This is a genomic window from Massilia sp. YIM B02769, assembly GCF_030411995.1.
In the GTDB taxonomy this organism is placed as follows: domain Bacteria; phylum Pseudomonadota; class Gammaproteobacteria; order Burkholderiales; family Burkholderiaceae_D; genus Telluria.
The window spans coordinates 1-23818 of record NZ_JASNRC010000014.1 but is presented as its reverse complement, the minus strand read 5'-3'; the positions used below and the strand labels follow the sequence as shown (position 1 = coordinate 23818).

At 65.3% G+C, this 23818-nt stretch carries 24 protein-coding genes; 12 read left to right on the top strand and 12 right to left on the bottom strand.

Features of this window, described 5'->3' with window-relative positions; all coding sequences use genetic code 11:
• The 7 genes from QPK31_RS21055 to gshB form a co-directional block, all read right to left on the bottom strand.
• Complete coding sequence (locus tag QPK31_RS21055; protein ID WP_290424843.1) at window positions 1-888, bottom strand: M48 family metallopeptidase; 888 nt, start codon at window positions 886-888, stop codon at window positions 1-3.
• A 317-nt stretch (window positions 889-1205) separates the two neighbouring features.
• A complete protein-coding gene (gene metW, locus QPK31_RS21050) occupies window positions 1206-1820 on the bottom strand; it encodes a methionine biosynthesis protein MetW (protein ID WP_290424842.1) in 615 nt (204 codons plus the stop codon).
• The gene (locus QPK31_RS21045; RefSeq protein ID WP_290424841.1) at window positions 1817-2965 is read right to left on the bottom strand and encodes a homoserine O-acetyltransferase; all 1149 of its coding nucleotides are present in this window, start codon (window positions 2963-2965) and stop codon (window positions 1817-1819) included. The genes metW and QPK31_RS21045 overlap by 4 nt, the downstream gene beginning before the upstream one ends.
• A gap of 49 nt (window positions 2966-3014) precedes the next feature.
• Window positions 3015-4769, bottom strand: a complete 1755-nt coding sequence (ptsP, locus tag QPK31_RS21040) for a phosphoenolpyruvate--protein phosphotransferase (protein WP_290424980.1) — start codon at window positions 4767-4769, stop codon at window positions 3015-3017.
• Window positions 4770-4805: 36 nt separating this feature from the next.
• Window positions 4806-5075 carry an HPr family phosphocarrier protein gene (locus tag QPK31_RS21035; protein WP_290424840.1) on the bottom strand — a complete coding sequence of 90 codons (270 nt, stop codon included), beginning with the start codon at window positions 5073-5075 and terminating at the stop codon, window positions 4806-4808.
• Between the two features lie 79 nt (window positions 5076-5154).
• Entirely contained in the window at window positions 5155-5559 is a 405-nt protein-coding gene (locus QPK31_RS21030; RefSeq protein WP_229438214.1) for a PTS sugar transporter subunit IIA, read from the bottom strand.
• 2 nt (window positions 5560-5561) lie between these two features.
• Window positions 5562-6509 carry a glutathione synthase gene (gshB, locus tag QPK31_RS21025; protein WP_290424839.1) on the bottom strand — a complete coding sequence of 316 codons (948 nt, stop codon included), beginning with the start codon at window positions 6507-6509 and terminating at the stop codon, window positions 5562-5564.
• 145 nt (window positions 6510-6654) lie between these two features.
• Here gshB and QPK31_RS21020 point away from each other — a divergent pair, with 145 nt between their 5' ends.
• On the top strand, window positions 6655-7440 hold the full coding sequence (locus QPK31_RS21020; RefSeq protein ID WP_290424838.1) for a class I SAM-dependent methyltransferase: 786 nt from the start codon (window positions 6655-6657) through the stop codon (window positions 7438-7440).
• A gap of 197 nt (window positions 7441-7637) precedes the next feature.
• Here the strand turns inward: QPK31_RS21020 and QPK31_RS21015 are convergent, their stop codons facing one another.
• The 5 genes from QPK31_RS21015 to QPK31_RS20995 all read right to left on the bottom strand — a co-directional run bounded on the left by QPK31_RS21015 (window position 7638) and on the right by QPK31_RS20995 (window position 12606).
• Window positions 7638-8525, bottom strand: a complete 888-nt coding sequence (locus tag QPK31_RS21015) for an alpha/beta hydrolase (protein ID WP_290424837.1) — start codon at window positions 8523-8525, stop codon at window positions 7638-7640.
• A gap of 120 nt (window positions 8526-8645) precedes the next feature.
• Window positions 8646-9947 (bottom strand): glutamate--cysteine ligase, encoded by a 1302-nt coding sequence (gene gshA / locus QPK31_RS21010; RefSeq protein ID WP_290424836.1) that lies wholly within the window; start codon window positions 9945-9947, stop codon window positions 8646-8648.
• Between the two features lie 155 nt (window positions 9948-10102).
• Window positions 10103-11506: an ammonium transporter gene (gene amt, locus QPK31_RS21005; protein ID WP_290424835.1), complete on the bottom strand. Its 1404-nt coding sequence runs from the start codon at window positions 11504-11506 to the stop codon at window positions 10103-10105.
• A gap of 10 nt (window positions 11507-11516) precedes the next feature.
• Window positions 11517-11855 (bottom strand): P-II family nitrogen regulator, encoded by a 339-nt coding sequence (glnK, locus tag QPK31_RS21000; protein WP_229438220.1) that lies wholly within the window; start codon window positions 11853-11855, stop codon window positions 11517-11519.
• A 13-nt stretch (window positions 11856-11868) separates the two neighbouring features.
• On the bottom strand, window positions 11869-12606 hold the full coding sequence (locus QPK31_RS20995; protein ID WP_290424834.1) for a TorF family putative porin: 738 nt from the start codon (window positions 12604-12606) through the stop codon (window positions 11869-11871).
• 280 nt (window positions 12607-12886) lie between these two features.
• On the opposite strand from QPK31_RS20995, the gene QPK31_RS20990 reads away from it, so the two are divergent.
• The 11 genes from QPK31_RS20990 to QPK31_RS20940 all read left to right on the top strand — a co-directional run bounded on the left by QPK31_RS20990 (window position 12887) and on the right by QPK31_RS20940 (window position 23616).
• A complete protein-coding gene (locus QPK31_RS20990) occupies window positions 12887-13135 on the top strand; it encodes an accessory factor UbiK family protein (protein ID WP_290424833.1) in 249 nt (82 codons plus the stop codon).
• 41 nt (window positions 13136-13176) lie between these two features.
• Window positions 13177-15672 carry an adenosylcobalamin-dependent ribonucleoside-diphosphate reductase gene (locus QPK31_RS20985; protein WP_290424832.1) on the top strand — a complete coding sequence of 832 codons (2496 nt, stop codon included), beginning with the start codon at window positions 13177-13179 and terminating at the stop codon, window positions 15670-15672.
• Window positions 15673-15748: 76 nt separating this feature from the next.
• On the top strand, window positions 15749-16678 hold the full coding sequence (locus QPK31_RS20980) for a protein phosphatase 2C domain-containing protein (RefSeq protein ID WP_290424831.1): 930 nt from the start codon (window positions 15749-15751) through the stop codon (window positions 16676-16678).
• The gene (locus QPK31_RS20975) at window positions 16675-17199 is read left to right on the top strand and encodes an OmpH family outer membrane protein (RefSeq protein ID WP_290424830.1); all 525 of its coding nucleotides are present in this window, start codon (window positions 16675-16677) and stop codon (window positions 17197-17199) included. The genes QPK31_RS20980 and QPK31_RS20975 overlap by 4 nt, the downstream gene beginning before the upstream one ends.
• Before the next feature lie 289 nt (window positions 17200-17488).
• Window positions 17489-18070 (top strand): DUF2239 family protein, encoded by a 582-nt coding sequence (locus QPK31_RS20970; RefSeq protein WP_290424829.1) that lies wholly within the window; start codon window positions 17489-17491, stop codon window positions 18068-18070.
• Between the two features lie 118 nt (window positions 18071-18188).
• A complete protein-coding gene (locus tag QPK31_RS20965) occupies window positions 18189-18701 on the top strand; it encodes an adenine phosphoribosyltransferase (RefSeq protein ID WP_290424828.1) in 513 nt (170 codons plus the stop codon).
• Between the two features lie 109 nt (window positions 18702-18810).
• On the top strand, window positions 18811-20328 hold the full coding sequence (locus QPK31_RS20960; RefSeq protein WP_290424827.1) for a YifB family Mg chelatase-like AAA ATPase: 1518 nt from the start codon (window positions 18811-18813) through the stop codon (window positions 20326-20328).
• Between the two features lie 54 nt (window positions 20329-20382).
• On the top strand, window positions 20383-20916 hold the full coding sequence (locus QPK31_RS20955) for a hypothetical protein (protein WP_290424826.1): 534 nt from the start codon (window positions 20383-20385) through the stop codon (window positions 20914-20916).
• 2 nt (window positions 20917-20918) lie between these two features.
• Window positions 20919-21647, top strand: a complete 729-nt coding sequence (locus tag QPK31_RS20950; RefSeq protein WP_290424825.1) for an ABC transporter ATP-binding protein — start codon at window positions 20919-20921, stop codon at window positions 21645-21647.
• Window positions 21644-23197: a hypothetical protein gene (locus QPK31_RS20945; protein WP_290424824.1), complete on the top strand. Its 1554-nt coding sequence runs from the start codon at window positions 21644-21646 to the stop codon at window positions 23195-23197. Before QPK31_RS20950 ends, QPK31_RS20945 begins: the two co-directional genes overlap by 4 nt.
• Window positions 23198-23274: 77 nt before the next feature.
• Entirely contained in the window at window positions 23275-23616 is a 342-nt protein-coding gene (locus QPK31_RS20940; protein WP_290424823.1) for a DUF1840 domain-containing protein, read from the top strand.
• Window positions 23617-23818: the final 202 nt, after the last annotated feature.

Below are 23818 nucleotides of genomic sequence, written 5' to 3'. Positions count from 1 at the left end.
TTACTTCAGCGCGACGTTGGCCCGGTAGGGCGGGAGCTTGTTCACCGTCGTGCCCTTGGCGCGCGCGTACAGCGGCAGCAGCACGTTCATGTGGTTTTCCATGTCGCGGATGCGGGTGTCGCCGCCCGGGTGGGTCGACAGGAATTCCGGCGGCGCGCCCTTGTTCAGCATGGCCATCTTGCGCCACAAGACGATGCCGGCGCGCGGGTCGTAGCCGGCGCGCGCCGCGATGTCGAGACCGACCAGGTCGGCTTCGCGTTCTTCGTCGCGCGAGAATTTCAGCACCACGCCCTGCCCCACCAGGCCGGTGACGGTGTTGGTGATGCTCGGATCGATGCCGAAGATGGCCGAGCCGAGCGCACCGGCGCCGCGCGCCACCAGCGAGGTGATGCCGGATTTGGCCGTGCGTTCGCGCCCGTGCTCGCGCAGCGCGTGGGCGATCTCGTGGCCCATGATGGCGGCCATTTCGTCGTCGCTCAGCTTCAGCTGGTCGATGATGCCGGTGAAGAAGCCGATGCGCCCGCCCGGCATGCAGAAGGCGTTCACCTGATTCGAGTTGAACAGGTTGACTTCCCACTGCCAGTTCTTCGCCGACTGGTTCCAGCGCGGGGTGTGCGGGATGATGCGCTGGGCGACGGTGCGCAGGCGTTTGACTTGCGGATCGGTCGACGCGACCAGGGCGCCCTTTTGCTGGGCCTGGGACAGCATCTCGCGGTACTGCTGGGAGGCGGCCTCGTTCATCTGCTCTTCCGGCACCAGCACGCGTACGCGCGAGAGCGGCTTGACGGCGATGCCGTCCTGGACGACTTTTTCCTGGGCCTGCACCGTGGCCGTGCCGAGGCTGGCCAGCATGGCGGTGCAGAGGGCGATGTGTTTGAGTTTTTTCATGGCAATAAGTGGCGTGCTGTTTTTGTCAACAGCATCGTCGCAGAAATGCGCGGATGGGGTACGCACGATAACGCGGGCATGATGAGGCATGACGCCGATCGATGCAACCATTGGGATCACGCGGCGTTGCCGGAGATGGCGGCCTCAACCGTACGGTGGGGGTTAAGAGGCCGGGGGCCTCTTAACCCCCACCGTACGCTCATGGCCGCAGGCCGCACGAAGGCCGCACGAAGGCCACAAGCCTCATCATGGCCGCAGGCCACACGAAGGCCGCAGGCGCCGCTCAGGCCGCAGGCGCCGCTCGATGCGTCGGTCTTTTATGCGCGCCTGGCTTTTTTGCGTAATCTGAACACCGCCAGGCTCCCGCGCAAATTCGGCAGGAAGCTCACCGGCTTGCCCTCCGCCAGCGCCACGTACTCCAGCACCTCCAGCCCGCACTCCTCGGCCAGTTCCTTGAAGTCGGCTATGGTGGCATAGCGCACGTTCGGCGTGTCGAACCACTGGTAAGGCAGCGTGCGCGACACCGGCATGCGGCCCTTCAGCAAGGCCACCCTGTGCGGCCAGTAGGCGAAGTTCGGGAACGACACGATGGCCTCGGTACCGACGCGCACGATGTCGCGCAGGCGCGCCTCGACGTGCAGCATCATCTGCAGCGAGGACAGGCAGAGCACGGTGTCGAAGGCGTTGTCGCCGAACAGATCCAGCCCCTGCTCCATGTCGTGCTGGATGACGCTGATGCCGCGCCGCGTGCTCTCGAGCACCTTGTCGTCGGCGATCTCGATGCCGTAGCCGGTGCAGCGCTTGCCGGTCTCCAGGTAGCGCAGCATGGCGCCGTCGCCGCAGCCGACGTCGAGCACGTGCGAACCTTCACCCACCCAGTCGGCGATGAAGGCCAGGTCGGGGCGCAAGGTGGTCAAGTCTTCGAATTTCATGCGCCCTCCTTGGCTTCTTCCCAGATGCGGTCGTAGTAGGCCCGCACCACGCCCATGTAGCGCGGGTCTTCCAGCAGGAAGGCGTCGTGGCCGTGCGGCGCGTCGATCTCGGCGTAGGTCACCTTGCGGCGGTTCGAGATCAGGGCCTCGACGATCTCGCGGCTGCGCTCGGGCGAGAAGCGCCAGTCGGTGGTGAAGGAAGCGATCAGGAACTGCGCCTTTGTCGACGACAGCGCCTTCGTCAGGTCGCCGCCGTGCTCGCGCGCCGGGTCGAAGTAGTCGAGCGCCTTGGTGATCAGGAGGTAGGTGTTCGCGTCGAAGTATTCCGAGAACTTGTCGCCCTGGTAGCGCAGGTAGGATTCGATTTCGAAGTCGATGCCGAAGTCGAATTTGTAGTCGTTCGTCTCTGCCGCATTGCGGAGTTTACGACCGAACTTCTCCGCCATGTCGTCGTTCGACAAATAGGTGATGTGGCCGACCATGCGCGCCACCTTCAGGCCGTTCTTCGGCACCACGCCGTGTTCGTAGAAGTCGCCGCCGTGGTAGTCGGGGTCGGTCAGGATGGCCTGGCGCGCGACGTCGTTGAAAGCGATGTTCTGGGCCGAGAGCTTGGGCGTGGACGCGATCACGATGCAGTGGCGCAGGCGCGCGGGGAACAGGATGCTCCACGACAGCGCCTGCATGCCGCCCAGCGAGCCGCCCATCACGGCCGCGAACTGGTCGATGCCGAGGCGGTCGGCCAGGCGTGCCTGGGCCGCGACCCAGTCTTCCACCGTCAGCAGCGGGAACGCCGCGCCATAGGGCTTGCCGGTGGCCGGATTAGCGTGCATCGGGCCGGTCGAGCCGAAGCAGGAGCCGAGGTTGTTCACGCCGATGACAAAGAAGCGGTCGGTGTCGACCGGTTTGCCCGGCCCCACCATGTTGTCCCACCAGCCGGCGCTTTTCGGTTCGCCCGCGTAGGTGCCGGCCACGTGGTGCGAGGCGTTCAGCGCGTGGCAGATCAGCACCGCGTTGGAACGCTCGGCGTTCAGCGTGCCGTAGGTTTCATACATCAGCGTGTAGTCGCCGAGCTGGGCGCCGCTTTGCAGGCGCAGCGGCTCGGCGAAATGCATCGCCTGGGGAGAGACGGTTCCTAGGGATCCCATGAGACTTTCTTGATTGGTGGTGTTGGCGGCGTTAACGGCCGCCTTGGTACTAAATGAGTTGGAGCTGTTCGACCGCTTCCGCGATCTCGTTCGGTTCCATCGAGCGCATGATGCGTCGCATTCGCGGGGCGATCTGGGCCAGGTCGGCGCCGAGGATTTCCTGCTTCACCGACAGCAGCTGGGCCGGGTGCATCGAGAATTCGCGCAGGCCCATGCCGAGCAGCAGGCGCGTCAGCTTGATGTCGCCCGCCATCTCGCCGCACACAGCGACGTCGATGCCGGCTTTCTGGCCGGCGGCAATTGTCATGCCGATCAGCTGCAGCACCGCCGGATGCAGCGGGTTGTACAGGTGCGCGACCTCGTAGTCGACGCGGTCGATCGCCAGCGTGTACTGGATCAGATCGTTGGTGCCGATCGACAGGAAGTCCATGCGCTTGACGAACATCGGCAGCGCCAGGGCCGCGGCCGGAATCTCGATCATGGCGCCGACTTCCACCGCCTCGTCGAACTTGATGTGTTGCTCGCGCAGCTGGGCCTTGGCCTGCTCGATCATGCTCAGGGTCTGGTCGATCTCGAAGGCATGCGCCAGCATCGGAATCAGGATGCGCACTTTCCCAAAAGCGGATGCACGCAGGATCGCGCGCAGCTGGGTCAGGAACAGCTGGGGCTCGGCCAGGCAGTAGCGGATCGCGCGCAGGCCCAGGGCCGGGTTCAGCGCCGTGTGCTCGGTCGGGTCGAGCGGCTTGTCGGCGCCCACGTCGAGCGTGCGGATCGTCACCGGACGGCCCTTCATGGCCACCACGGCGCGCCGGTACTGCTCGAACTGCTCGTCCTCGCTTGGGATCTTCAGGCCATCGGCGCCGCGCGCCATGAACAGGAATTCGGAGCGGAACAGGCCGACTCCGTTGGCGCCCGCCTCCAGCGCGTGCGGGCAATCGTCGGGCAGCTCGATATTCGCCAGCAGGCGGATCGCGGTGCCGTCCTTCGTCACCGCCGGGGTCTTCTTGAGTTTCAGCAGGCGCTTGCGTGCCTTCACCAGCGCGGCCTGGCGCGCGCGGTACTGCTCCAGCACCAACTGGCTCGGATTGCAGATCACCACGCCGGCGTCGCCGTCGATGATGATCCAGTCGTCCTGCTCGACCAGGCGCGAGGCCTGGCTCATGCCGACCGCCGCCGGGATGTCGAGCGATCTCGCGACGATCGCCGTGTGCGAGTTCTGGCCGCCGACGTCGGTGACGAAGCCGATGAAGGAGCGGTCGCGGAAGGCCAGCATGTCGGCCGGCGAGATGTCGTGGGCGACCACGATCATCTGCGGGTGGTAATCGTCGTCGCCGGCCAGCACCGGCGGCACGGAGAGCGCCGTGCCCATCAGGACCTTCAGCACGCGCTCGGCGACCTGCTGGATGTCCTGCTTGCGCTCGCGCAGGTACTCGTCCTCGATCTCGTCGAACTGGGCCGAGAGCTCGTCGATCTGCGTCACCAGCGCCCATTCGGCGTTGTAGTGGCGCATGCGGATGATGTCGAGCGGCGCTTCCGAGATCAGCGGGTCGGACAGGATCAGCGCGTGCACGTCGATGAAGGCGCCCAGTTCGGTCGGCGCATCCTTCGGCAAATCGGTCCACAGTTCCTGCAGGTTGCGGTGCACGGCGGCGATCGCGTCCTGCAGGCGTTTCACTTCCGCTTCGACCTGCTCCTGCGGAACCAGGTAGTGCTTGACGTCCAGCGCGGCAGGCGTGAGCAGGTGCGCGCGGCCGATCGAGATGCCGCGCGAAACCGGAATGCCGTGGAGCGTGAACGAAGCCATCGATGGTCCCGAACGGTAGCGGCCAGCGTCGGGCATTTATTCGCCTTCGCCGAATTTGTCGTTGATCAGGCCAGTCAGGGCGGTGACCGCATCGGCTTCGTCCGGGCCATCCGCTTCCAGGGTCACTTTCGCGCCCTTGCCGGCGGCCAGCATCATCACGCCCATGATGGACTTGGCGTTGATGCGGCGGCCGTTGCGGGTGAGCCAGACGTCGCTTTTGTACTTCGCGGCCAGCTGGGTGAATTTGGCGGATGCGCGGGCGTGCAGGCCCAGTTTGTTGATGATTTCAAGTTCTTGCTGAATCATGTTTTATCTTTTTTCAAACCGCGTTCGGAACTGCGCTAAGCCGGAAGGACGCCTGGCGCCCTCGTCTACTACAAAAAATTCAGGAACCGACGCGAATGCGGTTATCCACCCGCACCGCGCCGTTCTGGGCGCCCGCCAGCGCCATTTCCACCACCACGTCGAGCGTGTCGCGGCGGTAGGTGATCGCCCGCAGCAGCATCGGCAAACTGATGCCGGCAATGACTTCCACGTGGCCGGCATCGTGCAGCGAATTGCAGCAGTTCGACGGCGTGCCGCCCTTGATGTCGGTGATCACCAGGACGCCGTCGCCGTCGTCCAGGCGCGCGATCGCTTCCTTCGCCTTGCAATTGACGGCGCGCGTGTCTTCGTCGGCCGCCACGTCGATGGCCTCGAAGCGCTCGGTCGGTCCGCGAAACACGTGCGCAACCGCCGCAATGAATGCCTGTCCCAATGGTGCGTGGGTCAGGAGCAAAATCCCTACCATGATTATCTTTCAGTCACCTGCTGTTCGACCGCGTCGATGAACATCGCGGCCACGTCGAAACCAGTCTGGTCGGTGATCTCCTGGAAGCAGGTGGGGCTGGTGACATTTACTTCGGTCAGGAAATCGCCGATCACATCTAATCCTACCAGCAACAGGCCACGCTCGGCCAGCACCGGGCCCAGGGCCTCGGCGATCTGGCGGTCGCGCTCGGTGATCGGCTGGGCCACGCCGATGCCGCCGGCGGCCAGGTTGCCGCGCACTTCGGTGCCCTGCGGGATGCGCGCCAGGGCGAATGGCACCGGCTTGCCGCCGATGACCAGGATGCGTTTATCGCCCTTCACGATCTCGGGAATGTACTTTTGCACCATAATGGTGCGCTTTCCGTTATCGCTCAGGGTTTCGATGATCGCGCCCAGGTTCATCGCATCGGCCTTCACGCGGAAGATGCCGGTGCCGCCCATGCCGTCGAGCGGCTTGAAGATCACGTCGCCGTGCCTGGCGTGGAAGGCGCGCAGGCGTTTCTCCGACGACGACACCAGGGTCGGCGAGGTGAATTCGGCAAACTGGCCGATGGCCAGCTTTTCGTTGTGGTCGCGGATCGCCGCCGGGCTGTTGAAGACGCGGGCGCCCTGCTTTTCCGCCAGCTCGAGCAGATAGGTGCCGTAGACATACTCCATGTCGAAGGGCGGATCCTTGCGCTCGATGATGGCGTCGAAGGTCGAGAGGCGCATTTCCTCGGCCGGGTCGGCCGTGTACCAGACATCGGGGTCGCCGGTCAGGTGGATGCGCGCGACTTCAGCTGTAACGATGCCTTCTTCCAGCGCCATGTCGCGCTGCTGGAAGGCGTAGACTTCGTGGCCGCGCCGCGCCGCTTCGCGCATCATGGCGAAGGTCGAGTCCTTGTAGATCTTGAAACCGGTGAGCGGATCGGCGAGGAAAGCGATTTTCATGGGTAAGTCCAGCTAAGGTAATGCCACCAATTTTAGCTGGAAACCCGAAACCCTGCGGCCGGGCGCCTTTCCTCGGCCAATGCTGAAAATAATGCTGTGGGGCACATAATGCTGCTGAGCAAATTGATCTGTATCGCGCATGTGCATGAGCGCGCGCAAACCCGATGCGGTTAGCCTGCGCGACGATGGCTGCATGGATGCCCAACTCGATCATCACGACAATCAGCAAAGCGAACAGGAACGCGAGCAGGAACGCATTGCGCGCGTCTACCGCGGCTGGCATGGCGGCGCTGCATTGGCCCGTTATGCCTGGCACCGGCCCGACATCGTGCTGCAGCACGCCATGCGCGCGCGGGTGCTGTCGCGCATGCTGTCCACCACCGTCGGCACCGATCTGGCCAACGTGCAGGCGGTCGATGTGGGCTGCGGCACCGGCGGCTTCCTGCGCCAGCTGATCGACTGGGGCGCCACGCCGGCCAACCTGGTCGGCACCGAACTCCAGCAAGACCGGCTCGACCTGGCCGCGCCGCGCACCGCAAACGGCGTGCGCTGGCATTGCGGTTCCCTGTCGGCCCTGTCCGCTGGCAGCGCCGACCTGATTGCGGCGAATACCGTGTTCTCTTCCATCCTCGACCAGGAAGTGCGCCAGCAACTGGCGGCCGACATGTGGCGCGTCTTGCGGCCCGGCGGCTGGAGCCTGGTGTTCGACTTCCGCTACAACAACCCGAAGAACCCCCACGTGCGCCGCGTCACCCGCAGCGAGCTGGATAGTTTCTGGCCCGGCGAACGCCAGCAATACCGCACCCTGCTGCTGGCCCCGCCCATCAGCCGCGCACTGGCCGGATTACCGGCCCTGGTCACCGAAACCCTGGCCACCGTGGCGCCGCCCTTGCGCTCGCACTTTATCTACATGGTGCAAAAGAAAGCCTAATCACCATATCGCCGTAGGGTGGACGGCTCACCTGGCAGGCCGCGCTCACGCGGCGGCTACGCCGTCCACGCGTCCATCCAGCGCCAGGATGGCCGCACAGACCCGCATCAATTAAGCCATCATCAATCAAGCCATCATCAATCGATCATCCCAGCAATCGATCAATCTCAGCAACTGATCATTGACCGATCAACCCATCATCCTGCTTTTCGGCCGCATACCGCCCTCGCCCCCCGCAAACCCGTCTCGAGAAAACGCAGCACCCGCTCCTCGTACGGCCCCGGTGCAAACGCATGCAAATCCTGGTGCACCGCGCCCTGCACCACCCACAACTGCTTCGGCTGCGCGGCAGCGCCATACAGCCGGCGCGTCTCGGCAAGCGTCGTATGCATGTCCCGGTCGCCCGAGGCCACCAGAGCCGGCGCCCGGATCGCGGCCATGTGGTCGATCGGCCGCAACTGCCGGGGCGCGATGTCCAGGCGCAGCGGCAACTGCCACAACAGCAGCTTCGACAGCGGCACGCCCAGCGCGCCAAGCCGCATGCGCAAGCGGTCCTCGACCGCTTCCTCGATGGTCGGATACATTGATTCCAGCACCACCCCATCCACCGGCCCGCAATCCTTGCACAGCACATACGACGCCGCGCCCAGCGACACACCGATCAGGCCCAGTCCCTGCCCCGGCGCCTGCCGCCGCAGGTAAGCCAGGGCCGCCTTCACGCCCGCCGCCTCTGTCAGCCCGAAGGTCAATTGCGGCGCGGTGCTGGCGCCATGCCCCGGCAAGTCGATCAGCAGCACGCTATAGCCCGCCGCGTGAAGAAAACGCGCCCGCCCCAGCATTTGCCGGCGGTCGGCGCGGATGCCATGCAACAGCAAGACCGCACCCTTTCCGCTTCCACGCAGGAACCAGCCCTCGACCGTGCGCCCCGCTTCGGTCGGCAACGTGACCGTTTGCGCAGGCAATCCATCGGGTAGCGCGATCGCGTAATGCGCGCCCGCAACCAGTTCACTCCCGGCAAGCCAGGCCAGCACCAGGCCGCCCGCGAGCAGCAGGCACAAACCCATTACCAATCGACGCAGACGCATGCGCTTCCCCACCAATCATGTCAATGAGACATTATTGCTGAGTAGAGAGTGCATGTGCCAAAGAAATAAAAAAAGGGGCCTCCGAAAAGGCCCCTGCGTATTGCGACACGATCCGCGGAATCAATACACTTCCGGATTCGGATCGGTACGTTCCATCTCCAGCGATGCCGCCAGCAAGCCCAGCCGCGCCACCACGCCATACACATAGAAACGGTTCGGCGCCGCCGTGCCCGGCTTGGCCTTCAGATCCGGCACCGCGTGCTGCTGGGCAAACGCCAGCGGCACGAACTGCGAGCCCGGCGCATTCAGATTCTGGTCGACGCCGCGTTCGGCGTGCACGCGGTAGAAGCCGCCCACGACGTAGCGGTCGATCATGTACACCACCGGCTCGGCCACGGCATCGTCGATGTTTTCAAACGTCGGCACGCCTTCCTGCACCACGAGGTCGGTGACCGCCAGGCCATCCTTGATGACCGACATCTTGGCGCGCTGCTTCAGCGACAAGTCGCGCACTTCACTGGCATCCTTGATCGTGGTCACGCCCATGCCGTAGGTGCCGGCATCCGGCTTCACGATCACGAAGGGCTTCTGCTCCTTCATGCCGTATTCCTTGTACTTCTTCTTGATCTTCGAGAGCAGGCTCGACACCGCATCGGCCAGCGCCTCGGTGCCCTGGTCGTGTTCCAGGTCGACATCGCTCACCTTCGCATGCAGCGGATTCACCATCCAGGGATCGATGTCGATCAGCTTGCCGAACTTTTTCGCGACTTCGTCCAGGGCCTTCATGTGATTGCTCTTGCGGCGCAGCGCCCAGCCGGCGTGCAGCGGCGGCAACAGCGATTGTTCGTGGACATTTTCCAGCACCGAAGGAATACCCGCCGACAAGTCGTTGTTCAACAAGATCGTGCACGGATCGAAATCGGCCAGGCCCAGGCGGCGGCCGTTGGCCGAACGCACCATCGGCTCGACCACCAGCATGTTCCCGTCGGGCAGCGCCAGCGGCGTCGGTTCGGTGACATCCGGCGACAGCGACCCCAGGCGCACGTGCAGGCCGGTCTGGCGGAAGATCTGCATCAGGCGCGCGACGTTCTGCAGGTACTGCGGGTTGCGCGTGTGGACTTCCGGCACCAGCAGCAAATTGCGCGCATCCGGACAATACTTGTCGATCGCGGCCATGGCGGCCTGCACGGTGAGCGGCAGCATTTCGCTGGCCAGGTGGTGGAAACCGCCCGGGAACAGATTGGTGTCGACCGGCGCCAGCTTGTAGCCGGCATTGCGCAGGTCTACCGAGCAGTAGAACGGCGGCGTGTGCTCCTGCCATTCCAGGCGGAACCAGCGTTCGATGGCCGGCGTGGCATCGAGAATTTTCTTTTCCAGGTCGAGTAGCGGGCCGGTCAGGGCGGTGGCGAGGTGCGGAACCATGAATGGACGTCCTTATTGGCTTCTTGATGAATGCCTTCTTGGCAATGAGCCCCATTATCTTGGGGCAGTCTTGCCATTTTAAAGCCTTCCGCCGATCCGCTCCGCATACAAAAAAGGCGCCCCGCAGGGCGCCTTCGGTTACAGCCTCGTGCCGATCACGAATGGTAGGCGCGTTCGCCGTGGCTGGTCAGGTCCAGGCCCTCGCGTTCCTGCTCTTCCGGCACGCGCAGGCCGATCACCATGTCGACCAGCTTGAAGGCGACGAATGCCACGAATGCCGACCAGACGATGGTGATGCCGATCGCTTCGGCCTGCACCAGCAGCTGGTGGCCGATCGAGTAGGCGTCGGCCGATGGTTTGTTGGTGACGTAGTCCCAGACGCCCTGGCCGCCGAGTTGCGGCGCGGCGAACACGCCGGTCAGCAGTGCGCCGACGATACCGCCGACACCGTGCACGCCGAACACGTCGAGCGAATCATCCACGCGCAGCATGCGCTTCAGGCCGTTCACGCCCCACAGGCAGACGATGCCGCCCACCAGGCCGATCACCAGCGCGCCCATCGGACCGACGAAGCCGCAGGCCGGGGTAATCGCCACCAGGCCCGAGACGGCGCCGGAAGCGGCGCCCAGCATCGATGGCTTGCCCTTGGTCGCCCATTCGCCGAAGGTCCAGGCGACGGTGGCGGCAGCGGTGGCCAGCAGGGTGTTCACGAAAGCGAGGGCGGCGACGTCGCCCGCTTCCAGCGCCGAGCCGGCGTTGAAGCCGAACCAACCCACCCACAGCAGCGAGGCGCCGATCATGGTCATGGTCATCGAGTGCGGGGCCATGGCTTCGCGGCCGTAGCCGACGCGCTTGCCGATCACGTAGGCGCCGACCAGGCCGGCGACTGCCGCATTGATGTGCACCACGGTGCCGCCCGCGAAGTCGAGCGCGCCCTGCTGCCACAGCCAGCCGGCGTCGGCGGTCACGGTGGCCAGCGAAGCGGCGTCGCTGATCGCGTCCGGACCGGCCCAGAACCAGACCATGTGGGCGATCGGCAGGTAGCCGAAGGTGAACCAGATCACGACAAAGGCCAGCACGGCCGAGAAGCGCGCGCGCTCGGCGAAGGCGCCGACGATCAGGCCGCAGGTAATCGCGGCAAAGGTGCCCTGGAAAGCAACGAAGATGAACTCGGGGATCATCGTTTCCTTGCTGAAGGTGGCGCCCATGCTGAACACGCCGGTGGCGGCATCATAGATGCCGTTCAGGAAGGCGCGATCGAAGCCGCCGATGAAGGGGCTGCCGCCGGTAAACGCCAGCGAGTAACCGTACAGGCACCACAGGACAATGATCAGCGAGAAGATCATGAAGATCTGCAGCAGCACCGACAGCATGTTCTTGGCGCGCACCAGGCCGCCGTAGAACAGGGCCAGGCCCGGGATCGACATCATGATCACGAGGATGGTGGCGATGAACATCCAGGCGGTGTCGCCCTTGTTGATGGAGGGCGCGGCCATGGCCGGCAGGGCCAGGCCCAGGCCGAGCGCGGCGCAGAAGAGTTTGGACGTTATTGATTTCATTGGAATCCCCTTACAGTGCGTCGTTGCCGGTCTCGCCGGTACGGATACGGATGACCTGGTTCAGGTCGGACACGAAGATCTTGCCGTCGCCGATCTTGCCGGTGCGGGCGGCGCCCTGGATGGCGTCGATCACCTGGTCGACCAGCACGTCGTCGACGGCCGCCTCGATCTTGATTTTCGGGAGGAAGTCGACCACGTACTCGGCCCCGCGATACAGCTCGGTGTGGCCCTTCTGGCGGCCGAAGCCTTTTACTTCGGTCACCGTCATGCCCTGCACGTTGATTTCGGAGAGCGCCTCACGCACTTCGTCGAGCTTGAAGGGCTTGATGATGGCGGTAATCAGTTTCATGGTGATACCTCTTTCAGAAAGTTTTGGAGACCGACAGCACGGCTGCCGACTTGCCGAGGTTCTTACCGCGCGGGCTGAGGTAGCTGTCGGTATTCGCCTTGACCCAGGCCAGCGACGCGCTGGCAAAACCGAAGTCCTTGGTCACGCCGACCTTGAAGTCGTTGTAGGTGAAATCGTCGTTGTTCTTCACGCGCTGGCGCCCGGCGTGCAGGTTCAGCACGAAGCCGCTGCCGACGTCGACGTTCGCGCCGATGTCCAGGTAGCCGCTGCCCTTGCTGTCGGCGGTGCCGAACAAATTGCTGGTGGCGTGCGAGTACTTGATGTAGGCCGGGCCGAAGCCGAGCTGGCCATAGAACTCGAAGGTATTCGCATTGGTCGGCAAGCCGTTCGACGGGTAGACGTAGTACAGGCCGCCGACGTCGTAGCTGATGCTGTCGTTGACCTGGCCGCGCTTGCCGGCGTACAGGTCGACCTCGACGTTCGAATCGCCGCCGGCATCGTCGATCCACTTGATGGTCGACAGCCAGGTGCCGGCGTAGAAGCCGCTCGAATGGGTGTAGTCGGCGCCGCCCTGCAGGGCCGGCTCGAAACGGGTTTGCGCCAGGCCGCGGTAGCGGTATTCGCTGGTGAGCGTGGCGTTGTAGCTGACCTGGTGTTCCGGCGTCGGTGCTGCCTGTTCCTGCGCCTGGGCCAGGCTGCCGATTCCCATCACCAACGTGAATGCCGCGCTTGCTGCGATCCTGCTTTTCATGACGATTCCCCTGTTATTGAATGAATGGTTCTGATGCGGTTTACAATCTGCGTCTTGCAATCTTTTGATCACGGCTTACCTTTCCCTTAGCAGATTGCGTGCCAGGTATTAACATGGCATCCGTGTGCCGCAGTTTCGGCACAGCTGCCACACTTCGGGTTTCAATAATCACAAACAGGCGCACTGCCGTTGTGCAGCACGCCAGGACGCACCAAAGCAGGCCATTTTGTAAAAATCGCACCACCTTGGTGCAACGGCCGGAACACTAGGACTGACTGAAATGAACAATTTTTTCAATGATTTGCAGGGCAAGATCAACCAGGCCATCGAAAGCTCGCCGGCCAAGGACATCGAACGCAACGTCAAGGCCATGATGACCCAGGGCTTTTCCAAGCTCGACCTGGTGACCCGCGAGGAATTCGATATCCAGGCCCAGGTATTGGCCAAGACCCGCGCCAAGCTCGAAGCACTCGAACTGCGCGTGGCCGAGCTGGAAGCGCGCCTGACGGAGCAGGCGCCGAAAGTCTGACCGCTTCCGCATTCATGGAAGCCGACCACGGAGGAAGCGACATGAATGCGAACGACAAACTGCTCGGCACGGTACTGCCTCCCCAGGAGGTATCGATCGACGTGCTGCGCGAGAAGTACGCGAAGGGCGATGAATCCACCATCGCCGACGTGCGCCGGCGCGTGGCCCATGCGCTGGCGGCGCGCGAAGCGCCCGAGCAGCAAGACGCGTGGGCCGCACGCTTCCTCTGGGCGCAAGAACAGGGCTTCGTCCCGGGCGGGCGCATCAACTCCGCCGCCGGCCTGCACATCAAGGCCACCCTCATCAACTGCTTCGTGCAGCCGGTCGGCGATTCCGTCACCGGGTTCGAAGACGGCCTGCCCGGCATCTACACCGCCCTCTCGGAAGCTGCCGAAACCATGCGCCGCGGCGGCGGCGTCGGCTACGACTTCAGCGCCATCCGCCCCTACGGCAGCCTGGTACGCGGCACGCAATCGCGCGCGTCCGGGCCGGTGTCGTACATGGAACTCTTCGACGCCTCCTGCAAGACGGTCGAATCGGCCGGCGCCCGCCGCGGTGCGCAAATGGGCGTGCTGCGCATCGACCATCCCGACATCGAACGCTTCATCGCCGCCAAGGACGGAGGCGGCCTGTCGAACTTCAATATCTCGGTCGGCGTGACCGATGCCTTCATGCGCGCGCTGGAGGCCGACGCCAGCTTCGCGCTGGTGCACCGCGCCGCGCCGGGCGACCCTGCCGGCGCCCACCAGCGCGCCGACGGCCTGTGGGTCTACCGCGAACTGCCAGCCCGCGCGCTCTGGGACAAGATCATGCTGTCGACCTACGACCACGCCGAGCCGGGCGTACTCTTCATCGACCGCATGAACGAGGAAAACAACCTCTGGTATGCCGAGCAGCTGCGCGCCACCAATCCCTGCGGCGAACAGCCCCTGCCCGCCTACGGCTGCTGCGACCTCGGCTCGCTGAACCTCACCTGCTTCGTCGAGCAGCCTTTTACCTCCGATGCCGGCTTCGATTTCGCGCGCCTGCGCGAGGTGGCGACGCTTGCCGTGCGCATGCTCGACCTGGTGCTCGACGCCACCGAATGGCCGCTGCCACAACAGGCGGCGGAGGCGCGCGCCAAGCGCCGCATCGGCCTTGGTTTCCTCGGCCTGGGCAGCGCCCTCGTGATGCTGGGCCTGCGCTACGATACCCACGAGGGCCGCGCCATGGCCGCGCGCATCGCCGAAGCCCTGCGCGACGCCGCGTATGCCGCCTCGATCGAACTGGCGCGCGAAAAAGGCGCCTTTCCCCTGTTCGATGCGGCGCGCTACCTGGAAGGGAATTTCGTCGGGCGCCTGCCCGAGACGCTGCGCGCGGCCATCCGCACCCACGGCATCCGCAACTCGCACCTGCTGTCGATCGCGCCCACCGGCACCATCTCGCTGGCCTTTGCCGACAATGCCTCGAACGGCATCGAGCCCCCCTATTCCTGGACCTACGAACGCAGGAAGCGCATGCCCGACAATACGATGCGCGCGTATGCGGTCGAGGACCACGCCTGGCGCCTGTACCGGCGCCGCCATCCGGAACCGGAACCGCTGCCGCCGCAGTTCGTCACCGCGCTGGAAATGCGCGCCGACGACCACCTGCGCATGCTGGAAGCGGTGCAGCCCTTCGTCGACACCGCGATCTCGAAGACGGTGAACGTGCCGGCCGATTATCCGTACGACGACTTCCGCGACCTGTACAGCGAGGCCTGGCGCGCGGGGCTGAAAGGGCTGGCCACCTATCGGCCGAACGCGGTGCTCGGCCAGGTGCTCGGGGCGAGCTCGCGGGAAGAAGCGCCAGCCCTGCTGGAGGAGGACCCGCTGCGCAAGCGCTTCGACAACCGCCCGCTGGGAGAACTCGATTCGGTGACCTCGAAGGTCGAATACTCCACCCAGGAAGGCCGCAAGACGTTCTACCTGACGGTCAGCTTCATCCGCGTGGAAGGCACTGTCGACGGCGAACCGGTGATCATCGAGCGGCCTTTCGAATTCTTCATGCCGGCCGGCCAGCGTACCGATGGGCAGCAATGGATCACCTCCTCGATGCGCTTGCTGTCGATGCTGGCGCGCGCCGGCGGGCCGATCGCCAAGGCCCTGGCCGACATGCGCGACGTGGTCTGGGAAAAGGGACCGGTGCGCTGCGGTACGCTCACGCGCGAAGATGGCGTGCAGGTGCCGGTCTTCCACGATTCCGAAGCGGCGGCGGTCGGCTTCATGCTGCAGCGGATCCTGATCAACCGCGGCTTCCTCGACAGCCAGGGCAATGGCGTGCCGGTGGCCCAGCTGGCGCGTCAGCTGGCGGCGCGAATGGATGCGGGCGATGTGCCGGTTGTTGCGCCGACTGTTGCGCCGACTGTTGCGCCGACTGTTGCGCCGGCGTTGGCGCCGGCTGCAGCGCCGGTATCCCACGCCGCCGCCAAATGCCCGGAATGCGGCGCCCGCGCCCTGCGCAAGCTCGACGGCTGCACCCGCTGCGAGAATTGCCAGTATGTGGGGGAATGCGGCTGAGGAATATCGCGGGCACGGGGTTCTGGCGGGCTGGTGCGGTGTTACCATTGTGCTATCCAGCTAATGAACGACCTGAATGGCAATCGAGCGAATTTCCTGCGCACCCGGCAACGGCATCAATGAAGACCTCGTGGCCGTCTTCGAACACGACGGCGTCACCGACCTCCTCGTCCTCGACGGCGCGACCTCGGTGGCCGACCTCGACTACGCCGACGAGCAGCAGGGCGATGTCGCCTGGTTCGTGCAGGCCTTTGCCGCCGCGCTCGGCCGCGTGCTCGACGCCGCGCGCTCCCAGGCCGACAGCGTACAGCTGGCGATCGAGGACGTGCGGCGCGATTACCGCGCGCGAACGGCCGGCCGCGATGTGCCGCTGTACGCCTATCCGCTTGCTGCCCTCACCTGGATCCGCCTGCGCGACGGCGGCGGCCAGGTATCCGCATCGCTGTACTGCCTGGGCGACTGCAAGGCCTTCGGCATCGACGCCGATGGGGTGGTGACCGACCTCGATCCCTACGTGAACCCCTTCGAGACCGTGGTGCAGGATGCGGTGGCGGCGCTGGCGCAGGAAGGCGTGCACGACCCGGCGGTGCGCCGGACCCGCCTGCTGCCGCTGCTGCGTGCGCGGCGCGAGGACCAGCATGCATCGCCCGCGCCGACTGTCCTGTGCCTGGCGCCGCAAGGACCGCTCAAGGCGCGCACCGCCAACCTGCATCTGCCGCGCGGCAGCGCCGTGCTGGCCATGAGCGACGGCTTCAACCGCCTGGCCGACACCTACCGCCTGTACACCCAGGAAGACCTGGTGCGCCGCTGCCGCGCGGACGGCCTTGCCGGCCTGGCGCACGAGCTGCGCGCCTGGGAGACGGCGCAGGCGACGGCCGCGCTGGCAGTGAAGAACGCGGATGACGCCTCCGCGCTCATGTGGACGCCGGATGGCGTAGACTCGAACGACAACCCTTCCATTCGTCCCGTCCCGGCAAGCGCCAGGGCTGCAGAGGAACAAGCTTGAAAACCTATTCGACATACCTGGCAGCGGGCTGGCTGTGCCTGGCGCTCATCGGCGTGACGCCGCTGCCGGCTGCGGCGCAAGACGGCAGCCGCGGCGCGCGCATCGCGGTCGTGAACGTCGAGCGCCTGCTCAGCGAGTCCCCGCGCGCCCAGGCGGTGGCGGCGAGGATCGACGCCGAATTCGCGCCGCGCCGCCAGCAGATCCAGGCCGAGGTGCGCCGCCTGCGCGACTTGTCCGAGAAGCTGGCGCACGACGCCCCGCAGTTGTCGGACCGCGAACACCTGGAGCGCTCGCGCGAAATCGGCGACCTCGAACGCGCGGTGCGGCGCGACCAGGCCGTGCTGCAGGAAGACCTGTTCGAGCGCAGGATGGAAGAACGCAGCCGCATGGCGGAGCGCATCAGCGCCATCATCGCGTCGCTGCGCGCGCAACAGGGCGTCGACCTGGTGCTGACCCGCACCGTCTGGCATCGGCCGGCGCTGGACATTACCGACCAGGTGTCGCGCATGCTCGACAACTAAGAACCTATCCCAGTAGGGAATGAGTCGTTGCTGACGCGCCTGGAAAGCGGGGGCGGCGTTGCTCGTCCCGCAGTTGGCAAACCCGTGGCTCGCCATGCGGCGTCCTCGCGCCTAGCCCGCGCTTCCCAGTCATCGCCAGCAACTTCCTCCTCCCTACTGGGATAGGTTCTAAGCCGCCAAGCTTAGACAAGCTCGACAATTTCACCCGGGTGTTATTGCGCTCCCGTTTTTATCCGGGTAATATCTGCGGCATGCACACCTCCGTGCATTTTCTTCCATTGGAGAAGTCATGCTGCCCTCTCACTGCATCGCCTTTCTTGGCACCGAGCTGCTGGCCAAGGGACCACTCACCGAGGTCGTCAGCGCCGTCAAGCGCGCGCTCGACAGCGGAACCGAACGCTCCATCGCGATTCTCGACCTGGTCACCAGCCGCCCGGTCGAGATCAATTTCACCGGCACCGAAGAAGACGTCCTGCAACGCATTCCGCGTATGCAGCCGCGCAGCGCCGGCCGTCCCAAGCTGGGCGTGGTGGCGCGCGAAGTGACCTTGTTGCCGCGCCATTGGGAATGGCTGTCCTCGCAGCCGGGCGGCGCCTCGGTGGCGCTGCGCAAACTGGTGGAACATGCCTCGCGCGATGCCCGCCAGACCGACCTGATGCGCGAAGCGCGCGATTCGGCCTACCGCTTCATGCACGAATTGGCCGGCGACGAACCGGGCTTCGAGGAAGCCTCGCGCGCCCTGTTCGCGGGCGATGCGGCGCGCCTGGAGCAGGTGGTGGCAAGCTGGCCAGTGGGCGTGCGCGAACACTTGCTGGCGCTCGCAGGGCCGGCCTTCGCGCCGCCGGCGGAGGCGCCGGAGGCCGCCTCCTGATTTCCTCGTTGTCCGTGTCCGCCGGGCGGCGCCAGCGGCGAGCGCGGCGCCACCTTTGCGCAGACCGCCGATAATCGTCGTACACTCACGCGCTTTACCACCACGAGCTATCACCCACATGAACGATTTCGACAGCGTTCCGCTGGAATTTTTCCAGGATTACCCAGAACCGGGCGTGAATTTCATCGACGTCGGCTGCATCTTCGACAATCCCGAGCACTGGCGCCTCGCGATCGACACCCTCCACGCGCAGACCGATCAATTGCATTTCGACTTCATCCTGGCCATGGACGCACGCGGCTTCATGATCGCCGGCGCCCTGGCCCTTGAGCACAAGGTCGGCTTCGCCATGGCGCGCAAGGCCGGCAAGTTGCCCGGCCACGCGATCAGCATCGACTACAAGCGCGAGTACGGCAGCGCCACCATCGAGATCCAGCCGGAACGCATCAAGGGCCAGCGCGTGCTGATCGTCGACGACGTGCTGGCCACCGGCGGCACCATCGAAGCGGCTGCCGCCCTGCTGCGCCAGCTCGGCAAGGAAGTGGTGGGCGCGGCGGCGCTGTTCGATATCGCTTTCTTCAAGGACAAGCGCGCGCTGACCATGCCGGTGGTATGCCTGCGCGACGTCTGAGGCTTCCTGCACGCGCCTGAGTCGACCTGCCGCACGCTTGGGTGCGCTCAACAAGTGCCAGCCAAGGCGGTGCCACCATCCTGCGAGTCCTCATTTCTCCGGAAAGCCCATGAGTCTCGCCGTGTTACGAAGCCGCGCCCTCGCCGGCATGGAAGCCCTCCCCGTCAGCGTTGAAGTGCACCTGGCCAATGGCCTACCCAGTTTCACCATCGTCGGCTTGCCCGATGCCGAAGTGCGCGAAGCCAAGGACCGGGTGCGCGCCGCGCTGCAAAACGTCGGCTTCGAAATCCCGGCACGGCGCATCACCATCAACCTCGCACCCGCCGACTTGCCGAAGGAATCCGGCCGTTTCGACTTGCCCATCGCGCTCGGCATCCTGGCCGCTTCCGGCCAGATTCCTTCGAAAGAGCTCGACAAGTACGAATTCGCGGGGGAATTGTCGCTATCGGGCCAGCTGCGGCCGGTGCGCGGCGCGCTGGCCATGACCTTCGCCATCCAGCGCAGCGGCCGTGGTGCGCGGCGCGGTTTCATCCTGCCGAAAGCGAATGCCGACGAAGCCGCACTCGTGCTCGATGCGCGTGTATATCCGGCCGATACCCTGCTGCAGGTGTGCGCCCACTTCTCTGCCGTGGCAGAAGACGCGCGGCTGGAGCGCTACAGCAATCCCGGCCAGGCGCAGGCGCCGAGCTATCCCGACTTTTCCGACGTCAAAGGCCAGATCCACGTCAAGCGCGCCCTCGAAATCGCGGCCGCTGGCAACCACTCGATCTTGCTCGCAGGCCCGCCAGGCGCCGGCAAGAGCATGCTGGCCTCGCGCTTTCCCGGCCTGCTGCCGCCGATGACGGACGAGGAGGCACTGGAAGCGGCGGCCGTGCATTCGCTCACCGGGCGTTTCTCCGCCCAGCAATGGCGGGCGCGGCCCTTCCGCAGCCCCCACCATACGAGCTCGGGCGTGGCCCTGGTCGGCGGCGGGAATGTGCCGCGCCCTGGCGAAATATCGCTGGCGCATTGCGGCGTCCTCTTCCTGGACGAACTGCCCGAGTTCGACCGCAAGGTATTGGAGGTATTACGTGAGCCGCTGGAGTCGGGCCGCATCACGATTTCGCGCGCCGCCAACCAGGCCGACTTTCCGGCCCGCTTCCAGCTGATCGCGGCCATGAATCCCTGTCCTTGCGGCTGGTATGGTCACCCTTCCGGCAAATGCCATTGCACAAGCGAGACGGCGCAGCGCTACCAGGACCGCATCTCCGGCCCCCTGCTCGACCGCATCGACATGCAGGTCGAAGTGGCGGCGATGGCGCCCGAGGCCATGAGCGCCCAGGCCGACGGCGAGAGCACGGCCGAGATCGGTGCGCGTGTGGCTGCAGCCCATGCGCTGCAGCTGGAGCGCCAGGGCAAGGTGAACAGCCGCCTGAGCACGCGCGAGATCGATCGCTATTGCGAACTCGACGACGCCAGCGAGCGCACCCTGCGCGGCGCCATGGCGCTGATGCACTGGTCGGCACGGGCCTATCACCGGGTACTGAAGGTGGCGCGTACCATCGCCGACGTGACGGGGTCGCCTACCATCACCTCGGAAAACATGGCCGAGGCGATCGGCTACCGGCGCGGGCTGCGCGAGCGTTGAGCCGGGCGACCGGCGCCTGTAGCCTGCGTGGCGGCGCCCTGCTACCATCAAGGCATGCAAAAACATAAACTTGCCACAACACTCGTTCTTGCAGCCACGCTGCTGGCTGGCTGCAATCCTACCTACAACTGGCGCGACTACAGCAGCCCGGATGCGCCCTATCGCGTGATGTTTCCGGCCAAGCCGGCCAGCCACACGCGCAGCGTCGACCTGGACGGCGTCAAGGTCGAGATGACCATGACCGCTGCCGAGGTCGAGGGCGTGATGTTTGCGGTGGGCACCGGCGTCGCCCCGGATGCGGCGGGTGCACAGGCCGCGGTCGATGCCATGAAGACCGCCATGCTGCGCAACATCGACGCGACCGTCCAGCGCGAAAGCGCAAGCGCGGCCAGCAGCGGCGACCTTGACAACGCGCGCAAGAGCATCGACATCGATGCCACCGGCTCCGGCAACGGCGGGCCGATGAAGCTGACCGGCCACTTCGAATCGCGCGGCAAGCGCTTCTACCAGGTCATTGTGCTGGGCAAGGACAAGGCCGTCCCGGCCGAGCAATCCGAACAATTCATGAAGTCCTTCACGCTGCTATGAAAATGGAATCGCCTTCCCTGCTGGTCTCCGGCCTGCGCAAGCAGTTCGCCCGGCCCGCCGTCGACGGTCTCGACCTCACGATTGCGCGCGGCGAGCTCTACGCACTGCTGGGTCCGAACGGCGCCGGCAAGACCACGACCTTGCGCATGGTGTCCGGGCTGCTGGCGCCGGACGAGGGCCGCATCGAAGTCAACGGCATCGACCTGGCGCGCGACCCGGCCGGCGCCAAGCGCAGCATGGCTTACCTGCCGGATGATCCCATGCTGTACGGGAAGCTCAAGCCGACCGAGTACCTGGAGTTCGTTGCCGGGCTGTGGGGCGTGAATGGCGCCACGGCCGAGCCGCGTGCACGCCAGCTGCTCGACTGGCTGGACTTGACGAAGCATGCGCACGAGCTGACCGAAGGCTTTTCGCGCGGCATGAAGCAGAAGCTGGCCCTGGCCGGCGCGCTGATCCACGAACCGCAATTGCTGATCCTGGACGAGCCGCTGACCGGCCTGGACGCCGGCGCCTCGCGCCAGGTCAAGGACTTGCTGCTGTCCCATGTCGCCAAGGGCGGCACGGTCATCCTGACCACCCATATCCTGGAAGTGGCGGAGCGCCTGGCCCAGCGCATCGGCATCATCCAGCATGGCCGCCTGATCGCCCAGGGCACGCTCGATCAATTGCGCCAGGAGACAGACGCGGACACGCTCGAAGACATGTTCCTGCAACTGACGGGGCAAGCGTGAACGCCCGACCGGGCAGCGCACTCTGGCTGCTGCGTCACGAAGTACGCATGTTCTGGTACACCACGCTGTCATCGAAGAGCGGCAAGGAGCCGCGCGGCTTCCACTGGAAGCTGGTGGGGGTCTGGCTGCTGGTGTGGTTGATGGTGCATGCCGGGGCCTGGTACGTGGTCGGCAAGCTATCCGGCGGAGACGGCGACCTGCCCCGGCAATTGGTGCTGGCGGCCAGCGTGCTGCTGGTGGCCACGTTCACGTTCATGCTGTCGAGTGCGCTGAAGTCCAGTGTCGAGGTCTTGTTCGACCGTGGCGACATGGACTTGCTGCTGTCCTCGCCCCTGCCCTCGCGCAGTATTTTCACGGTCCGCCTGGCCGGCGTCGTCCTGGGCGTCGCCTTGATCTACCTGTTCTTCCTGGCGCCGCTGGCGCACGTGGGTGTGCTGCAAGGACACCCACGCTGGTTGGCGCTGTATCCGGTGCTGCTCGGCATGGCGGCGATCGCCTCGGCCGCTGCTATGCTGCTGACGCTGGCGTTGGTGCGCTGGCTGGGCGCGCGCCGCACGCGGGTGGTTGCGCAGGTGCTGGGCGCGCTGGCGGGTGCCGCCCTGTTCATCCTGTCGCAGTTGCCGAACCTGGCGGTGCAGACCGGCGCAAGTGAAGGCATCCTGGTGCGTGCAGCCAGGAGCAGCGCGGCGATCAGTGCGGACAGTCTCGTCTGGCTACCGGGCCGGGCACTGCTGGGCGATCCGCTGGCAGCCACGACTGTGGGCGTGGTGGCGCTGCTGGCGTTTGCCTTGACGGTGGGGCTGACGCACCGCAGCTTTACCCGCGGCCTGCAGCTGACTGGCGGAGTCGCGAAGACGTCGCGGCGGCCGGCAGGCGCCTTGCGCTTCCGTTTCCACAAAGGTCTTGCGTCGACCTTGATCAGGAAGGAATGGCGCCTCATCCTGCGCGATCCGCAATTGATTTCCCAGGTGCTGTTACAGCTGCTCTACCTGATTCCTGTGCTGTTCCTCGTTTTCAGGAAAGACGGCGCGCCGGCCCTCGCGGTCGGCACCGGCCTGACGCTGCTGTGCGGCTCGTTGAGTTCGTCGCTGGCCTGGATCGTCCTGCTGTCGGAGGAGGCGCCGGACCTGCTGCAATCGTCTCCGGCCAACGCGCGCATGGTGCGCCGTGCCAAGCTGGCGGCGGCGATCGGCCCGGTACTGGCCCTGATCTGCGTGCCGGTACTGTGGCTGACCTGGCGCGCACCGGTCAGCGGCCTGCTGGCCGCATTTACCATCTGTGGCGTCACCCTTGGTTCGACGCTGATTGTCATGTGGACCGGCAAGCCTGGAGAGCGCAGCGCCCTGGCACGGCGCGCACAGGGCAACGGCGCCAGTGCCATCTTCGAGCTCAGCCACCTGTTCAGCTGGGGTGCGCTGGCGTTCATGTTGCCTTACGCGGCGAGCCAGGCGCACACTGGTATCGGCCTGGCCGCCGGCATCGGCGCCGCCGGCGCAGTCGCCCTGGGCATGCCCCTGCTGGCCTGGATCTTCCGCCGCCGTCCGCACTAGCGGACGCGCGCGGGATGACCCATTTTGGGCAGACGTGTTATCGTTTAGTTACGAAGCCAAACAATAAGAGAACGCATATGTTAATCACTTTTAAAAGCAAAGCTTATCCTGATGTGATGATGTATCAGGAGCACGCCAAGCGCATCCTCGACCTCCTGCACAAGGAGCCGGACATCGGCGTCATCACCTCCGAAGAGGCAACCCGCGCCGTCCAGCTGCTCGAGCACGAGATCGAAGAAAGCCGCAAGCACCCTTCCACCGACGAAGTGGAGCGGGACATCAAGGCCCACCGCGTGGACGAGGACGATCCCGAGCATGAGCAGGCCGAACTGGTCAGCTTCTCGACCCGTGCTTATCCGATGCTGGAAATGCTGCGTGCAGCACGCGACCAGCAGTGCGATATTCTCTGGGGTGTGTAAATCGTCGGGCTGGGCTGGCAGCAATGCCGCTCAGTGCGGCCGATGTGATGTCGAAAAAGGAAGCGCTTGCGCTTCCTTTTTGTTTGCGCCCTGCTCGTTGACGTAGGGTGGGTCGGTCCGCGTACGGCTCGAACCCACCGGTTTTTGTGTTGATGGCATAGCGGTGGGGACGAGTCCCCACCCTACTTCCATGCACAGCCGT

Coding starts and splice junctions, on each gene's coding strand:
- QPK31_RS21055 (WP_290424843.1), bottom strand. CDS start 888: ATGAAAAAACTCAAACACATCGCCCTCTGCACCGCCATGCTGGCCAGC.
- metW (WP_290424842.1), bottom strand. CDS start 1,820: ATGAAATTCGAAGACTTGACCACCTTGCGCCCCGACCTGGCCTTCATC.
- QPK31_RS21045 (WP_290424841.1), bottom strand. CDS start 2,965: ATGGGATCCCTAGGAACCGTCTCTCCCCAGGCGATGCATTTCGCCGAG.
- ptsP (WP_290424980.1), bottom strand. CDS start 4,769: ATGGCTTCGTTCACGCTCCACGGCATTCCGGTTTCGCGCGGCATCTCG.
- QPK31_RS21035 (WP_290424840.1), bottom strand. CDS start 5,075: ATGATTCAGCAAGAACTTGAAATCATCAACAAACTGGGCCTGCACGCC.
- QPK31_RS21030 (WP_229438214.1), bottom strand. CDS start 5,559: ATGGTAGGGATTTTGCTCCTGACCCACGCACCATTGGGACAGGCATTC.
- gshB (WP_290424839.1), bottom strand. CDS start 6,509: ATGAAAATCGCTTTCCTCGCCGATCCGCTCACCGGTTTCAAGATCTAC.
- QPK31_RS21020 (WP_290424838.1), top strand. CDS start 6,655: ATGAGCGCGCGCAAACCCGATGCGGTTAGCCTGCGCGACGATGGCTGC.
- QPK31_RS21015 (WP_290424837.1), bottom strand. CDS start 8,525: ATGCGTCTGCGTCGATTGGTAATGGGTTTGTGCCTGCTGCTCGCGGGC.
- gshA (WP_290424836.1), bottom strand. CDS start 9,947: ATGGTTCCGCACCTCGCCACCGCCCTGACCGGCCCGCTACTCGACCTG.
- amt (WP_290424835.1), bottom strand. CDS start 11,506: ATGAAATCAATAACGTCCAAACTCTTCTGCGCCGCGCTCGGCCTGGGC.
- glnK (WP_229438220.1), bottom strand. CDS start 11,855: ATGAAACTGATTACCGCCATCATCAAGCCCTTCAAGCTCGACGAAGTG.
- QPK31_RS20995 (WP_290424834.1), bottom strand. CDS start 12,606: ATGAAAAGCAGGATCGCAGCAAGCGCGGCATTCACGTTGGTGATGGGA.
- QPK31_RS20990 (WP_290424833.1), top strand. CDS start 12,887: ATGAACAATTTTTTCAATGATTTGCAGGGCAAGATCAACCAGGCCATC.
- QPK31_RS20985 (WP_290424832.1), top strand. CDS start 13,177: ATGAATGCGAACGACAAACTGCTCGGCACGGTACTGCCTCCCCAGGAG.
- QPK31_RS20980 (WP_290424831.1), top strand. CDS start 15,749: ATGGCAATCGAGCGAATTTCCTGCGCACCCGGCAACGGCATCAATGAA.
- QPK31_RS20970 (WP_290424829.1), top strand. CDS start 17,489: ATGCTGCCCTCTCACTGCATCGCCTTTCTTGGCACCGAGCTGCTGGCC.
- QPK31_RS20965 (WP_290424828.1), top strand. CDS start 18,189: ATGAACGATTTCGACAGCGTTCCGCTGGAATTTTTCCAGGATTACCCA.
- QPK31_RS20960 (WP_290424827.1), top strand. CDS start 18,811: ATGAGTCTCGCCGTGTTACGAAGCCGCGCCCTCGCCGGCATGGAAGCC.
- QPK31_RS20955 (WP_290424826.1), top strand. CDS start 20,383: ATGCAAAAACATAAACTTGCCACAACACTCGTTCTTGCAGCCACGCTG.
- QPK31_RS20950 (WP_290424825.1), top strand. CDS start 20,919: ATGGAATCGCCTTCCCTGCTGGTCTCCGGCCTGCGCAAGCAGTTCGCC.
- QPK31_RS20940 (WP_290424823.1), top strand. CDS start 23,275: ATGTTAATCACTTTTAAAAGCAAAGCTTATCCTGATGTGATGATGTAT.